The sequence below is a fragment of the Streptomyces sp. NPDC001816 genome, from assembly GCF_042892235.1.
Lineage (GTDB): Bacteria > Actinomycetota > Actinomycetes > Streptomycetales > Streptomycetaceae > Streptomyces.
The window spans coordinates 654,887-670,454 of the sequence record NZ_JBIATY010000001.1; the positions used below are offsets into that span (position 1 = coordinate 654,887).

Consider the following 15,568-nt stretch of genomic DNA (forward strand, 5'->3'; position numbering starts at 1 on the left):
GTGAGTTGGGCAGAACTGGCCGCGGCCACGCTGGAGAATGACCACGTGAGGCTGCGTCCGATCAGTCCCGAGGACCGCGAGTCGATCCACGACATCGCGATGGACCCGGTGATCTGGCGCTACTTCGTGAGCATGGTCGAGACGGAGGAGGACTTCGACGCCTTTTTCCAGGGCATGGTCGCCGACCACGCGGCAGGCAGGCGTGTGGTCTTCCACATCACCGACAAGACGACGGGGCGATGCGCGGGGAGTATGAGCTTCGGCAACCTCTCCGAGGCGGACTCGCGCCTGGAGATCGGCTGGTCCTGGTTGGGCGTCGACTTCCAGGGCCGCGGCATCAACCGCTGGGCCAAGTACCTCTTGCTTGAGCACGCCTTCGAGAACCTGGGCGCCGAGCGCGTGGAGTTCAAGACGGACCAGCTCAACGCGCAGGCCCGAGCGGGCCTGCGCAACATAGGCGCCCTGGAGGAGGGCGTCCTTCGCAGCTTCAACCCGATGCCGGGCGGCAGGCGCCGGGACGCTGTCTACTACAGCGTGTTGCGCGGTGAGTGGTCGTGGCTCAAGGACGAGCTGGCCACCAACGCGAAGGTGACTCGTCAGGGCATGGCGGTGTGACCGGCGGAGCGGGCGTCGCCCATCTGCATCTCTGCGGCGATCCATATGAGGTCGGCCGACAACACGGGGCAGCTCTCGCCGGTCCGCTGCGCGGCTTCGTCGACGACTCGCTCTGCCGCCTCAACCTGCTGCTGGACGAACCGGTCACGACGGCCGGGCTCGAACCGGTGCTGTCGGCGTTCGACAAGGTGATCACGGCAGAGCTGCCGCGGCTGGCCGAGGAGATCACCGGACTCGCCGACGGGATCGGAATCCACCGCGACCAGGCGCTGCTGCTGCAACTGCGCCGGGAGATCCTGGGCTACCGGAAGATCCCGGCGCGAGGCGACTGCACCACCTACGCCAGGGCCGGTTCCCACCCGGTCCTGGCCCAGACGGTGGACCTCAACGGCGACCTGGACGATCAGATCAGTGTCCTCGACGTCCGACTCACAGGTTCCCCGCGCCGGGCCCTGGTGCTCAGTTTCGCGGGCCTGCTCGGCTATCTCGGGGTCAACAGCGACGGCCTGGCCGTGGGCCTCAACTTGGTCCTCGGCGGCGACTGGAAACCCGGAGTCCCGCCGTACCTGGCCATTCGCCACGTGTTGGACTCCGCTGCCACCGTCGATGAGGCGGTCGAGTGCCTCCGCGGTCTCCCGTTGGCCAGCTCACGGTCGTTCATGCTCTGCGACGCGGGCAAAGCGGTCTGGGTGGAGGCTCTGGACGGCGGGTTCCGGTGCTTCGAAGCCCAACAGGCCGAGCACACCAACCACTTCCTCCACCCCGAGTTCGAACCCTTCGACGAGATCAACGTCTTCGCGCGGAACTCCTCACGCCGAAGGTTGGAGGCGTGCCGCGCCGGTCTCGCCGCGATGGCACCGGCCGCAGGGGTGGAGGAGCATTTCGCTTTGCTCTCGGTCCCTCCCATCCGAGTTGTCGGAACCGGTGACATCCGGTACGAGCGCACCGTCGCTGCTGCCGTCGCATTGCCGGGGAGCGGTCAGTTGTACATCAGGCCGGGTGATCCCGCCACATCTGTCACCAGGGAGTTCACCTTTGCGGACCCGGACTGCTGAATGATCCTCGGCCGTTGTGCGAACGCACCTGACTCATGCGACTTCATCTTGATCTTTTCGAACTCCGACGGGCGGGAACATGAACGTGCTCGATGACGAGAACGGGCGATCCGTCGTCCTTGTGAACCACGATGATCAGCTCACGACAGTGATCGACGTCGACGACCTCTCCAGCCTGCTGATGATCAGGCACTTCGAGCAGACCGTCCTGGACCTGTTCGCCCGCGGGCTGCTGAACGGCACCACGCACACCTGCCTCGGCCAGGAGTACGTACCGGTGGCCCTGGGGCCGCTGCTGGACCCGGACGACTTCGTGTTCAGCAACCACCGCGGCCACGGGCACTACCTGGCCCGCTTCGACGACCCCGAGGGCCTACTGGCCGAGATGACCGGCCGCGAGGGCGCCGTCTGTTCGGGCGTCGGCGGCAGCCAGCACATCTTCCGGGGCACCTACCTGTCCACCGGGGTGCAGGGCGAGAGCCTGCCGGTGGCCGTGGGCACGGCCTTGTGGTTCCAGCGGACCGGCCGGCCCGGGATCGCCGTGGCCTACATCGGCGACGGCACCTGGGGCGAGGGCGCCGTTTACGAGGCGTTGAACCTGGCCGCGCTGTGGCGGCTGCCGCTGCTGGTGGTCGTGGAGAACAACGGCATCGCGCAGACCACGCCGACCGCGCGCGCCATGGCCGGCGACATCGCCGGGCGGGCCGCGGCGTTCGGAATCGCCCATGAGTCCGTGACCGGCAGCGACGTCGCCGCGATCCGTGCGCGCCTGGCACCGGTGGTCGAACGGACGCGCACCGGCGACGGGCCGGCCGTCGTGGAGTTCGCGACCCACCGCCTCGGCCCGCACAGCAAGGGCGACGACACGCGCTCCGCCGCCGAGGTCGCCGCCGAGCGGGAGCACGACTGGCACGACGCCTATCGGCGCCTGGACCCCGACCTGTTCGCCAAGGTCGAGGACGAGCAGCGGACGCGGATCGCCGAGGCCGTGGACCGGGTCCTGGCCCGTCCGGCCTCGGTGTGGGAGAGGGGCTGAGCCGTGGAGCGTGTCGCTGAGAACCTGAACCGGGCTCTGCACGCGGCCTTCGCCGCCGACCCCGACCTGTTCCTGCTGGGGGAGGACGTCGCCGATCCGTACGGCGGCGCCTTCAAGATCACCAAAGGGCTGTCGTCGGGCTACCCCGACCGGGTCCTGAGCACGCCCATCAGCGAGCAGTCGCTGGTGGGCGTGGCCAACGGGCTGGCGCTGTCCGGCGGGCGCGCCATCGTCGAGATCATGTTCGGCGACTTCGCCACCTTGGCCTTCGACCAGATCGTCAACTTCGCGGCCAAATCGGTCGCGATGTACGGCCGCCGCGTCGAGGTCCCGGTGATCGTGCGCTGTCCCACCGGCGGGCGGCGCGGGTACGGCCCGACCCACAGCCAGAGCCTGCAGAAGCACTTCATCGGCGTGCCGCACCTGTCGGTGCACGAGATCTCGCCGTTCCACGACAGTACGGCGCTGCTGGCCGGACTGCTCGCCGATGGCGAGCCGGCCGTCCTGTTCGAGGACAAGGTGCTCTACACGCAGCCGATGCACGAGCCGGGGACGGACGGGCCGTTCGTCGCCGATTTCCCGTTCGGAGCCGACGGCCCGGCGCGGCTGCGGGCGTCGGACGGCGACGACGCGGCCGACTGCGTGATCATCGTGCCCGGCGGCGTATCCCGGCGGGCGCTGGCGGCGGCCGGGACGCTGTTCGCCGAGCACGAGATCACCTGCGAGGTGATCGTTCCGACCCGGCTGTACCCGTTCGACGTGGAGCCACTGCTGCCCGCCCTGGCCGGCGCCGAGGTCGTGTGCCTGGTCGAGGACTGCGCCGCCGGCGGCACCTGGGGCTCGGAGGTCGCCGCGCGCGTCCATCAGCGGCTGTGGGGCCGGCTGCGGCGCCCGGTCGTGCTGTGCAGCGCCGAGGCCGAGGTGATCCCGACCGCCGCACACCTGGAACAGACCGTGCTCCCCCAAGCTTCTGACATCCACCGCGCCATCTGGGAGGCGTTGCATGCGTGAACTGCTGCTGCCGAAGTTCAACAACAACGACGAGGGCTGTGTCCTGGTCGGCTGGACGGTCGACGACGGCGCCGCGGTGTCCGCGGACGCGGTCGTCGCCGAGGTCGAGACCGCCAAGGCCCTGGAGGAACTCGTCGCGGACGCGGACGGCGTCCTGCACCGGCTCGTCGAGGCCGGAGCGCACTGCGAGTTCGGGCGGCCCGTGGGGCTGCTGTTCGACAGCCGCCAGGAACGGGACGACTACCTGGCGGCCGCCGAAGTGACCACCGCAGCCGAGGGTGAGGGCGAGGGCGAGGACCACGATGGCGGCCCGGACCCGATCCTCAGCGACGCCGCGCGCACCCTCGCCCAGGATCACGGCATCCGGACCGAGCAACTGCGCACGCTCGGCAAGCGGGTGGTGAAGGCCTCCGACGTCCAGCGGCTCATCGACCAGGGGGCGGCGTCCGTGGCGGCTGGGGCGTCCGTGGCGGCTGGGGCGTCCGCGGCGTCCGCGGACGCCGTCGTCGTCAGCCTCAGTCCGCGCCAGCGAGCGGTGGCCGCGGTCGTCAGCGAGGCGCACCGCACCATCCCGGCCGCCTTCGCCGCGATCGCGGTCGACCTGACAGCGTTCCGCGCCACCCGCGACGGCGCCCCATACGGCCTGGTCGAGCTCCTGGTCAAGGCCATTGCCGCTCGCCACGCCGACTTCCCGCTGTTCTTCGCCACGTCCGGTGCGGACCACACCCTCACCCTCGCGTCGGCCGCCAACGTCGGGGTCACCGTCGACGTCGGGACCGGGCTGTTCATCCCGGTGCTCAAGGACGCCGCCCGCCGTCCGATCGCCGACCTGGCCGACGACCTCATGGACTTCCGAGTCAGCGCCCTGCGGCAGAACTTCCGCGAGGACGCGTTCGCCGACGAGGCCATCACCCTCTCGCTGCACAACGATCCGGACATCATCCTGGCCGCGCCGATCGTCCATCCGGGCCGCACCTGCGTCGTGACCTTGTGCGCCGAGCGGAGCGAAGTCGCGCTGACCGAGGACGGTATGCCGTTCGCCCGGCCGGTCACCACGGTCGCGGCCACCTACGACCACCGCTATCTCAACGGCCGCGACGCGGTCCGCTTCCTCACCGCGGTGAAGCAGGACCTGGAGACCGCCGACGCCATCGCCCGGCTCGCGGGCTGACGGGAGGACGACGAAGCCACTGCCGCCCTACGACGCCCCTGTGGACCTCCGCGCGCTGCGCGCCGCCTACCAAGCAGCCGACGACCCGGCGTCGGCCGGTCCACGGATCGGGATCGCGGCCGGCTACACCGCAGACCCGAACCTGCCCTACCTCGCCGCGGCGCTCGCCGGGACGCTCGGCGACCGTATCCCGGCCACCACCGCCCCGGCGGCCGGCGCCAGCACCCAGTCCCCGATCGCGGACAACCCGGCCTCGGGGATGGCAGACTCAACCAGCAACGCAGCTCCGGTTCAGTCGATTTGGCGTGAGAACCCTCGTCCTACCGGAGCTCCGCCCTGCTCAGCGCGCCGACACGCGGCCCGCCACCCACCTCGAACCGACCTTGAAACGGCCGTGGGTCTGTCTCGCCGGCGAGACAGACCCACGGGCCTCGTCGAGTACCGACCGCGACACATTCCAGGTGCTGGCCGGGCGGTCGGAGAAATGCATTCGGAGGAGAGACTTTCATGTCCAGGTACAAGGTGTCGGAGCATATGGCGAAGGTCGCCGCCGAGCGGGCCAAGAGACTGCGGCCGGACGGCATCGACCAATACCTGACCCTCAGTGGCGGGTTCGCGCACATGGACGAGGACCCCTTCACCGATCGCATCGAGCGGGAGCCGTACCGCGACCACGTCACGGTCGCGGTCATCGGCGGGGGGTTCGCCGGCCTGATGACGGGCGCCCACCTGAAGGAGGCGGGGGTCTCCGATGTCAGGATCGTCGACACCGGCGGCGACTTCGGCGGAACCTGGTACTGGAACAGGTACCCGGGCGCCCAGTGCGACATCGCGTCCATGATCTACCTGCCGTTGCTGGAGGAGACCGGCTACGTGCCCACCGAGTGGTACGTGCGCGGCCCGGAGATCCTGGAGCACTGCCAACGCATCGGCAAGCAGTACGGGTTGTACGAGAACGCGCTCTTCCACACCCGGGTCACCGGCTTGGACTGGGACGAGTCCGCCCAACTGTGGACGGTGCGGACCGACCGCGGTGACGAGTTCACCGCCCAGTTCGTGATCCTGGGGCTCGGCCACCTGTCCGTGCCGAAGCTCCCCGGCATCCCGGGCATCGAGACCTTCGCGGGCCACACCTTCCACGCGAGCCGATGGGACTACGCCTACACCGGCGACCCGGTCGGCGGACCGCTGGGCAACCTGCGGGACAAGCGGGTGGCGATCATCGGCACCGGCGCCACCGCGGTGCAGTGCGTCCCTCACCTGGCCACCGCATGCCGGGAACTGTTCGTGTTCCAGCGCACGCCTTCCGTCATCGAGGTCCGCAACAACCGGCCGATCGACCCGGAGTGGTTCGCGCAGATAGCCACGCCTGGATGGCAGCAGCGCTGGCTGGACAACTACGCGGCCAACATGACGTCGGCCGAGCAGCCGGCCGAGGATCTGATCAACGACGGCTGGACCGCCATGGCCAGGATGTGGCGCAACGCCGATGAGCACTCACAGCCGGACTCGGACACGTCCGAGGAGATTCGCGGCGCGTACTACGCGGACATCGAGAAGATGGGCCGGCTCCACGCCCGGGTGGAGGAGACGGTCAAGGACGCACGGACCGCGGAACTCCTCAAGCCCTGGTACTGGCTTCCGTGCAAGCGCATGACCTTCCACGACGAGTATCTGGACGCCTACAACGAGCCGACGGTCCGTCTCGTCGACACGGACGGCAAGGGGGTCGAGCGGATCACGCCGCGAGGTGTCGTGGTGGACGGCACCGAGTATGAGGTGGACTGCATCATCTACGCGTCGGGGTTCGAGGTCGGCACCGCGCCCACCCGGCGCGCCGGATTCGACCCCGTCGGCAGGGACGGCAGGCTCCTGTCGGAGCACTGGACCGACGGCATGCGCACGATGCACGGACTCCATGTGCACGGGTTCCCGAACGCGTTCCTCGTTCAGTCGCTCACGGGCGGGACGCGGTTCTCCAACCTCTCGCACAACCTGTCCGAGGCGGCCAAGACCGTCGCCGCCGTCGTCGCGCACGCGGTCACCACGGGGGCCGACGTCGTCGAACTCACCCGACAGGCGGAGGACGCCTGGATGAGCAACGTGGGAGTCGATCCGGAGTGGCGCACGTTCCTGGGCACGGAATGCACCCCCGGCTACTCCAACAACGAGGGAATGGATCTCGGTCCGCATTCCCTTTGGGATGAACACGAGTTCCCCGATGGCCTGGGATTCTTCCGGCATCTTCAGGAATGGCGGGGCAGCGGGGAGTTCGACGGCCTGGAATTCCACCGTTCGGACACGTGAATCCGCTTGCCCCGTCTCGCCGGCGAGACAGTCCTCCCGGGCTCCGTCGAGTGATGCCCGGAACTCATTCACCCTGGCGAGTGCCGCCTGCTAGCCTCGCGAAGTCGATACAACTCCGTTTTCCCATTGCCAATTAATTCTGCCGACATAACGGCTCCCGATCCCGCTGCGGCCCGACGCCTGGCCGGTGATTTCGGCGCCTGAGCCATCGGCTGCGGATCGCGACTGGTAGCGGTCGGAAACAGCGAGGTAGCCTGCATGATTCCGTTGTCGTTTGCGCAGCAGCGGTTGTGGATCACCGGTCAGTTGGCGGGGCCGAGCGCGGCGTACAACATGCCGTTGGTGCTGCGTCTGTCCGGGACGCTGGACCGGCAGGCGTTGGCCGCGGCGCTGGCCGACGTGGTGGGCCGGCACGAGAGCCTGCGCACCGTCTTCCCCGTCATCGACGGCGAACCCGTCCAGCAGATCCTGCCCGCCGACGCGGTCACGCTGCCCCTGGCCTGGACGGACACCGACGACGAGCAGGTGACCGACCTCGCGGTCCGGGCCGCCGGACACGTCTTCGACCTCGCCACCGAGATCCCGCTGCGCGCACACGGCTTCACCACCGGACCCGACGAACACGTACTGGTGCTGCTGGTCCACCACATCGCCTGCGACGGCTGGTCGGTCGGGCCCCTCGGCAAGGACCTCGCCACCGCCTACGCGGCACGGATCGCCGGGACGGCCCCGGCCTGGACCGAACTGCCCGTCCAGTACGCCGACTACGCCCTGTGGCAGCGCGACCTGCTCGGCTCCGAGAACGACCCCACCAGCACGGCCGCCCGCCAGTCCGCCTTCTGGCGCGACGCACTGGCCGCACTCCCCGTGGAACTGGACCTGCCCTTCGACCGGCCCCGCCCCGCGACGGCCGCCCAGCGCGGCGCCCAGGTACCCGTCACCATCGACGCGGAAGTCCACACCCGCATCACGGAGCTGGCCCGAGCGACCGGCGTGACACCGTTCATGGTCGTCCAGGCCGCCCTCGCCGTCCTGCTGTCCCGCCTCACCGGCGGCACCGACATCCCGCTCGGCACACCGGTCGCCGGACGCACCGAAGAAGCCCTGCACGACCTGATCGGCTTCTTCCTCAACACCCTCGTCCTGCGCACCGACGTCTCCGGCGACCCCACCTTCACCCAACTCCTGACCCGGGTACGGGAAACAGATCTCGCCGCCTTCGAGAACCAGGACCTCCCCTTCGAACGCCTGGTGGAGCTCATCGCTCCGCCCCGCACCGCGGCACGCCACCCCCTCTTCCAGGTCATGCTGTCCTTCGACACCAACACCGAAGCCGCCTTCGACCTCCCCGGACTCAAGAGCAGCGAATTCGAGATCCCTGGACCCGAAACAGCCAAATTCGACCTCAACTTCGAGTTCGAGGAGCGGTTCGGTCCGGAGGGACAGCCGACCGGCATCAAGGGGATTCTCGAGTACGCCACCGACCTGTTCGACCACCACACGGTCCAGGCATGGGCCGACCGGCTCAACCACCTGCTCGGAGAACTGACCTCCGACCCCGACCAGCCCATCGACCTGGCGGACCACCAGACGCAGACCCGCGGGTTCCGCAGCGAACTCGGCGAGGTCGAGGCGGTACTCGCGGGGTATCCCGGCATCGCCGAGGCCACGATCGTCGCCCGCGAGGACATCCCGGGCGACGAGCGTCTGGTCGGCTACGTGGTGCCCGACCCCGGCCTCGACCCGGAAGTCACCGTACGGCTGCCCGCGATCCTGCGCGAGCACGCTGCCGGGCTGCTGCCCGCGCACGTGGTGCCGGCCGCGGTCGTGGTCCTGGACCGGCTGCCGTTGACCTCCAACGGCAAGCTGGACCACGAGGCCCTGCCCGCACCGGACCATGCCGTCGTGGCCGCCCGCCGAGCTCCGACGACCGTCCAGGAAGAGATCCTGTGCGCCGCGTTCGCCAAGGTGCTGAACCTGGAGCTGTCCACCGTCGGCATCGACGACAACTTCTTCCTTCTCGGCGGCCACTCCCTGCTCGCGACCCGGCTGGTCGCCCGCATCCGCGCCCTGCTCGGGGTCGAACTCGGCATCCGTACGCTGTTCGAAGCCCCCAACATCGCCGCCCTGGCCAAGGCGCTGGCCGGGGCGGGCCCCTCGCGTCCGGCGCTGGTGACCGCGGATCGTCCGGAGCCGCTGCCATTGTCGTCCGCGCAGCAGCGGTTGTGGTTCCTGCACGAGTTGGAGGGACCGAGCGCCACCTACAACATCCCGGCGGTCATCAGGCTTTCCGGTGCGATCGACACCGGTGCGCTGGACGCGGCGTTGCGGGATGTCCTCGGGCGCCACGAGGTGCTGCGCACGCTCTTCCCGTCGGTCGAGGGACGGCCGTACCAGCGGGTGGTGCCGGTCGAGGAGCTCGGCGAGGTGCTCACCGTGGTACCGGCATCCCTGGTCGGGCCGTCCGGCCTGACCGCGTCGATCAGCGAGGCGGAGCGCCACTGTTTCGACCTCTCGGCCGAAGTGCCCTTCCGGGCCTGGCTGTTCGAAGCCGGTGCGGACGAACACGTGCTGGCGCTGCTCGTGCACCACATCGCCGGTGACGGCTGGTCGCTGGTGCCGCTGGCCCGGGACCTCTCGGTGGCGTACACAGCGCGCCTGGCCGACCAGGAACCCGGATGGGCGCCGCTACCGGTCCAGTACGCGGACTACACGCTCTGGCAGCGTGAACTGCTCGGCGAGGCGCAGGACCCCGAGAGCCTGCTGAGCGAGCAACTGGCCTACTGGCGCCGCGCACTGTCCGACATACCGGAGGAACTGCCGCTGCCCGTCGACCGTGCCCGCCCCGCGGTGGCCACGCATCAGGGCGGGAGCGTGACGCTGGAGATCCCCGCGCTGCTGCACGCCCGGGTCACCGAACTGGCCCGGGACGAAGGCGCGACGGTCTTCATGGTGCTCCAGGCCACGTTGGCCGTGCTGCTCTCCCGGCTCGGCGCCGGCCAGGACATCGTGATCGGAACCCCGACGGCCGGGCGCACCGACACCGCGCTCGACGACCTCGTCGGGTTCTTCGTCAACACCCTCGTCCTGCGCACGGACGTGTCCGGCGGTCCGTCCTTCGGCGAACTGCTCGCCCGGGTGCGGGAGCAGGCGCTCGACGCGTTGGCGCACCAGGACGTACCGTTCGAGCGCCTGGTCGAGGAGCTGGCCCCGGCCCGCTCCATGGCCCGCCATCCGCTGTTCCAGGTCGCGCTCGCGCTCCAGAACAACGCCGATCCCGTGCTCCAACTGCCCGGTCTGCGCACGAGCGTCCTGCCCGACGAGGACACCCCGGCGAAGTTCGACCTCTCCTTCGACCTGCGCGAACGCTTCGACGAGCACGGCCGGCCCGCCGGAATGACCGGCGAGGTCTTCTACGCCGTCGACCTGTTCGACCATGCAAGCATCGAGCAGCTCGCCGAACGCTTCACCCGTGTCCTCGACACCCTGACCACCGGCCCGGACCAGCGGGTCGACCAGGTCCCGGTGCTCTCGGCCGCGGAGCAGGAGAAGGTGCTGCACACCTGGAACGACACCTCCCGCTCCGTCCCGCCCACGACCCTGCCGGCCCTCTTCCAGGACCAGGCCGCCCGCACCCCCGAGGCCACCGCGGTCGTCTTCGACGGCACCACCTTGACCTACGGCGAGCTCAATATCCGCGCCAACCGGCTCGCGCACCACCTGATCGAGCACGGGGTCGGCCCCGAGGACATCGTGGGCATGGCACTGCCACGGTCGATCGACCTCGTCGTGGCGATGCTCGGCGTACTCAAGGCGGGCGCGGCATATCTCCCGATCGACACCGAATACCCGGAGGAACGGGTCCGGTTCATGATCGAGGACGCGAAGCCGTCGTACGTGGTGACGCTCCAGGCCACCGCGGCACGGCTGCCGGCCGACGCACCCCTTCTGGTCCTGGACGACGCTGCCACCCAGGAAGAGCTGACCGCACACCCGGCCTGGAGTCACGACCCGACCGACATCGAGCGCACCGGCCCGCTGACCCCCGCCCATCCTGCCTACGTCATCTACACCTCCGGCTCCACCGGAACTCCCAAGGGCGTGGCGGTACCGCACCACAGCATCACCAACTTCATCACCGTTCACCGTGAGTCGGTCTTCGCCTGCGCCGCCGATCCGTCGGACAGTCGCCCGCTGCGGGTCGCGCTGACCACCTCCATATCCTTCGACGCGGTGTGGGACCAGCTGTCGTGCCTGCTGGAGGGGCACGAGCTGCACGTCGTGAGCGCGGAGGTGCTCTCCGACATCGGCCTCCTCGCGACCTGGCTGGACGCACACGACGTCGACTTCCTGGAGCTGACTCCCACGCACATGGCCGCCGCTGTGTCGGAAGGCCTGTTCGACAACGGCCGCCGTACTCCGGCACTGCTCGTGGTCGGTGGCGAGGCCGTGCCCGACTCGCTCTGGGAGTGGCTCGGATCGCTGGGTGAGGGCACCCGCAGCTTCAGCTTCTACGGGCCCACGGAGTGCACGGTCTACCAGGTCTTCGCCGAGCCGCGATCCACACCGCGGCCGATACTCGGCGGACCCACCTTCAACATGCGGGTGTTCGTGCTCGACGACGGCCTGGAACCGGTGGCCCCCGGTGTGACGGGCGAGTTGTACGTGACGGGTGCCGGTCTGGCGCGTGGCTACCTGAACCGTCCCGCACTGACCGCGGAGCGGTTCGTGGCGTGCCCGTTCGGTGCGCCCGGCGAGCGGATGTACCGGACCGGGGACCTGGCGCGGTGGCGGGCGGACGGGGCCCTCGAGTTCGTCGGCCGGGCCGACGACCAGGTGAAGATCCGGGGGTTCCGGATCGAGATCGGGGAGGTCGAGGCGGTGCTGGCCCGGTATCCCGGTATCGCCCGGGCCGTGGCGGTGGTCCGCGAGGACATCCCTGGTGACAAGCGTCTGGTCGGTTATGTGGTATCCGCCCCGGGCCAATCCCCGGAACAGATCGCGCAGTTGCCCGGCCTGTTGCGCCGGCATGCCGCGGGGCCGCTTCCGGATTACATGGTGCCGGCCGCGGTCGTGGTCCTGGACCGGCTGCCGTTGACCGCCAACGGCAAGCTGGACCGCAAGGCCCTGCCCGAACCGGACTACGCGGTCGCCTCGACTCACCGCGCTCCGACGAACGTGCGGGAGGAGATGCTGTGTGCGGCGTTCGCCGAGGTGCTGGGTCTGCCCGGTGTCGGCGTCGACGACCACTTCTTCGAACTCGGCGGGCACTCCCTGCTCGCGACCCGGCTGGTCGCCCGCATCCGCGCCCTGCTCGGGATGGAGATCACCATCCGCGCGTTGTTCGAGGCCCCCACTGTCGCCGCCCTGGCCGGTGCGCTGGTCGAGGCGGGACCCTCCCGTCCGGCACTGGTGGCCGGGGTTCGTCCAAAGGCGCTGCCGTTGTCGTTTGCGCAGCAGCGGTTGTGGATCATCGGTCAGTTGGCGGGGCCGAGCGCGGCGTACAACCTGCCGTTGGTGCTGCGTCTGTCCGGGACGCTGGACCGGCAGGCGTTGGCCGCGGCGCTGGCCGACGTGGTGGGCCGGCACGAGAGCCTGCGCACCGTCTTCCCCGTCATCGACGGCGAACCCGTCCAGCAGATCCTGCCCGCCGACGCGGTCACGCTGCCCCTGGCCTGGACGGACACCGACGACGAGCAGGTGACCGACCTCGCGGTCCAGGCCGCCGGACACGTCTTCGACCTCGCCACCGAGATCCCGCTGCGCGCACACGGCTTCACCACCGGACCCGACGAACACGTACTGGTGCTGCTGGTCCACCACATCGCCTGCGACGGCTGGTCGGTCGGCCCCCTCGGCAAGGACCTCGCCACCGCCTACGCGGCACGGATCGCCGGGACGGCCCCGGCCTGGACCGAACTGCCCGTCCAGTACGCCGACTACGCCCTGTGGCAGCGCGACCTGCTCGGCTCCGAGAACGACCCCACCAGCACCGTCGCCCGCCAGTCCGCCTTCTGGCGCGACGCACTGGCCGCACTCCCCGTCGAACTGGACCTGCCCTTCGACCGGCCACGCCCCGCGACGGCCGCCCAGCGCGGCGCCCAGGTCCCCGTCACCATCGACGCCGAAGTCCACACCCGCATCACGGAGCTGGCCCGACAGACCGGCGTGACACCGTTCATGGTCGTCCAGGCCGCCCTCGCCGTCCTGCTGTCCCGACTCACCGGCGGCACCGACATCCCACTCGGCACACCGGTCGCCGGACGCACCGAAGAAGCCCTGCACGACCTGATCGGCTTCTTCCTCAACACCCTCGTCCTGCGCACCGACGTCTCCGGCGACCCCACCTTCACCCAACTCCTGACCCGGGTACGGGAAACAGATCTCGCCGCCTTCGAGAACCAGGACCTCCCCCTCGAACGCCTGGTGGAGCTCATCGCTCCGCCCCGCACCGCGGCACGCCACCCCCTCTTCCAGGTCATGCTGTCCTTCGACACCAACACCGAAGCCGCCTTCGACCTCCCCGGACTCGACATCGGCGAGTTCGAGATCCCCGGACACGAAACCCCCAAGTTCGACCTGAATTTCCTGCTGCGGGGGTCGTACGAGCCGGACGGGCGGCCGACCGGGATCACGGGGATCATCGCGTACGCCACCGACCTGTTCGACCACGGCACGGTCCAGGCATGGGCCGACCGGCTCAGCCGGCTGCTCGCGGAGCTGACCTCCGACCCCGACCAGCCCATCGGTAAGGTCGAAGTCCCGGAACCGGCTCAACGGAACGCGAAACCGGGCCGGTTGGAGACCCGACCGGGGCTCGGCCCCGGAAGGCGGCGGGTGCTGACCCGTCCCGGTCTCCCGCCGCAGCAGCCGCTCGGCGGAGCCGCACGTGACTGAGTGCCCGGGGGAAGTCCAGGCACGCCCCCGCACCGCCCGGCACGTCCTCGATCACCCGTGCGGCGAATTCGACCCGATAGGAAGACTGCGATGACCCAACGCACCGAGACCCTGCGTTCCCGGCTGGGAGCCGAGATCCGTGAGGCGGTGTGGCGCTCATGAGCGAGGACGCCAAGAGCGCCGGGAAGAAGCCGACTTCGCTCTTCCGCCAGCGGAACTTCGCGCTGTTGTGGACCGGTCAGTCGGCCTCGCTCTTCGGTTCCCAGATCACCTACGTCGCGATGCCGCTGACCGCGGTCCTGCTGCTCCACGCGACGCCGATGGAAGCCGGCGTGCTCGTCGCCCTCGAGACGCTGCCGTTCCTGCTCTTCGGCCTCTTCGTCGGCGTGATGCTGGACCGCCGGGCGCGCCGTTCCGTGATGATCGTCGCCGATGTCGTGCGTGCCGCGGCCCTCGCCTGGATCCCCGTCGCGCACGGGCTCGACGTGCTGAACATCGGTCAGCTTTTCGTCGTGGTCTTCGTCGTCGGCGTGATGACCGTGTTCTTCGACCTCGCCCACCAGTCCTACACACCCGGTCTGATCGGCCGGGACCGGCTCGGCGAGGCGAACGCGAAGCTGGAACTGTCGGACTCGATGGCGCAGGTCGTCGGGCCGGGCGCGGCGGGCCTGCTGATCAGCGCGCTCAGCGCCCCGGTGGCGATCGCGGTGGATGCGGCGAGCTACGCCCTGTCCTTCTTCACGGTGGCGGGACTGCCGGCCGACGAGGCGCCGAAGCCTCAGCCCGGGGCGGAGACCCTCTCGGTGCGGGCCTCGATCCGTGAGGGATTCGCCGCGATCGTGCGGCACCCGCTGCTGCGCTGGTTCACCACGGCCGCGCTGATCATCAACCTGTTCTCCGGCGCCCTGATGTCGGTGTTCTTCCTCTATCTGCTCCGGGTGCTCGACATGGGCTCGAAGCAGGTCGGCCTGATCGTCGCGGTCGGCAGCGTCGGCGCCCTGGTCGGCGTCCTCCTGGTCGGCCCACTGACCGGACGGTTCGGCGTCGGCCCGACACTGATCCTGACGATGGCGCTGCCCGGGCTGGGATATCTCGTCCTCGCGGCCGTACACGGCCACTCACTGGCGGCGATAGCCGTCGTCGCGGTCTCCTCCTTCGTCGTCCAGTTCAGCGTTCCCGTCTTCAACGTGACGGTGATCAGCTTCCGGCAGGTCTCCACCCCGGACGAGCTGCTCGGGCGGGTGAACGCCACGGCCCGTACCTGCGCCTTGGGTGCGTACTCGCTCGGCTCGCTGCTCGGCGGTGCGCTCGCCTCCGGAACCGGTCTGCGGACGGCGATCGTGCTGGCCGCGAGCGGGACGTTCCTGGCCTCCCTGGCCCTGCTGTTCTCGCCCGTGCGCACGGTACGCCGCCTTGAGGCGCCCGCCACCGATTCCGACCCGGCCCCCGCTCCGGAGCCCGCATGACCATTCAGGA

9 protein-coding genes are annotated in these 15,568 nt (G+C 69.8%); 8 read left to right on the forward strand and 1 reads right to left on the reverse strand.

Annotation, left to right across the window (positions count from 1 at the left end; all coding sequences use genetic code 11):
* From ACFYZZ_RS02955 to ACFYZZ_RS02975, 5 genes are all read left to right on the forward strand, one after another.
* Window positions 1-615 carry a GNAT family N-acetyltransferase gene (locus ACFYZZ_RS02955; protein WP_389170730.1) on the forward strand — a complete coding sequence of 205 codons (615 nt, stop codon included), beginning with the start codon at window positions 1-3 and terminating at the stop codon, window positions 613-615.
* On the forward strand, window positions 612-1,670 hold the full coding sequence (locus ACFYZZ_RS02960) for a C45 family autoproteolytic acyltransferase/hydolase (RefSeq protein WP_389170733.1): 1,059 nt from the start codon (window positions 612-614) through the stop codon (window positions 1,668-1,670). Before ACFYZZ_RS02955 ends, ACFYZZ_RS02960 begins: the two co-directional genes overlap by 4 nt.
* Before the next feature lie 79 nt (window positions 1,671-1,749).
* Window positions 1,750-2,706 carry a thiamine pyrophosphate-dependent dehydrogenase E1 component subunit alpha gene (locus ACFYZZ_RS02965; protein ID WP_389170735.1) on the forward strand — a complete coding sequence of 319 codons (957 nt, stop codon included), beginning with the start codon at window positions 1,750-1,752 and terminating at the stop codon, window positions 2,704-2,706.
* Between the two features lie 3 nt (window positions 2,707-2,709).
* Window positions 2,710-3,717 carry an alpha-ketoacid dehydrogenase subunit beta gene (locus ACFYZZ_RS02970; protein WP_389170738.1) on the forward strand — a complete coding sequence of 336 codons (1,008 nt, stop codon included), beginning with the start codon at window positions 2,710-2,712 and terminating at the stop codon, window positions 3,715-3,717.
* Window positions 3,710-4,888 (forward strand): 2-oxo acid dehydrogenase subunit E2, encoded by a 1,179-nt coding sequence (locus tag ACFYZZ_RS02975; RefSeq protein ID WP_389170741.1) that lies wholly within the window; start codon window positions 3,710-3,712, stop codon window positions 4,886-4,888. The genes ACFYZZ_RS02970 and ACFYZZ_RS02975 overlap by 8 nt, the downstream gene beginning before the upstream one ends.
* A 147-nt stretch (window positions 4,889-5,035) precedes the next feature.
* On the opposite strand, the gene ACFYZZ_RS02980 is transcribed toward ACFYZZ_RS02975, so the two are convergent.
* Window positions 5,036-5,167, reverse strand: coding sequence for a hypothetical protein (locus ACFYZZ_RS02980; RefSeq protein WP_389170744.1), 132 nt, complete (start codon window positions 5,165-5,167; stop codon window positions 5,036-5,038).
* A gap of 228 nt (window positions 5,168-5,395) precedes the next feature.
* Here ACFYZZ_RS02980 and ACFYZZ_RS02985 point away from each other — a divergent pair, with 228 nt between their 5' ends.
* From ACFYZZ_RS02985 to ACFYZZ_RS02995, 3 genes are all read left to right on the forward strand, one after another.
* Entirely contained in the window at window positions 5,396-7,195 is a 1,800-nt protein-coding gene (locus tag ACFYZZ_RS02985) for a flavin-containing monooxygenase (protein WP_389170746.1), read from the forward strand.
* A 258-nt stretch (window positions 7,196-7,453) separates the two neighbouring features.
* Window positions 7,454-14,092, forward strand: a complete 6,639-nt coding sequence (locus ACFYZZ_RS02990; protein WP_389170750.1) for an amino acid adenylation domain-containing protein — start codon at window positions 7,454-7,456, stop codon at window positions 14,090-14,092.
* A gap of 158 nt (window positions 14,093-14,250) precedes the next feature.
* On the forward strand, window positions 14,251-15,558 hold the full coding sequence (locus ACFYZZ_RS02995; protein ID WP_389170753.1) for an MFS transporter: 1,308 nt from the start codon (window positions 14,251-14,253) through the stop codon (window positions 15,556-15,558).
* Window positions 15,559-15,568 lie beyond the last annotated feature (10 nt).

Excerpts from the sequence above, each read along its gene's own strand:
- ACFYZZ_RS02965 (WP_389170735.1), top strand. The coding sequence starts at position 1,750 with ATGAACGTGCTCGATGACGAGAACGGGCGATCCGTCGTCCTTGTGAAC.
- ACFYZZ_RS02975 (WP_389170741.1), top strand. The coding sequence starts at position 3,710 with ATGCGTGAACTGCTGCTGCCGAAGTTCAACAACAACGACGAGGGCTGT.
- ACFYZZ_RS02985 (WP_389170746.1), top strand. The coding sequence starts at position 5,396 with ATGTCCAGGTACAAGGTGTCGGAGCATATGGCGAAGGTCGCCGCCGAG.
- ACFYZZ_RS02990 (WP_389170750.1), top strand. The coding sequence starts at position 7,454 with ATGATTCCGTTGTCGTTTGCGCAGCAGCGGTTGTGGATCACCGGTCAG.
- ACFYZZ_RS02995 (WP_389170753.1), top strand. The coding sequence starts at position 14,251 with ATGAGCGAGGACGCCAAGAGCGCCGGGAAGAAGCCGACTTCGCTCTTC.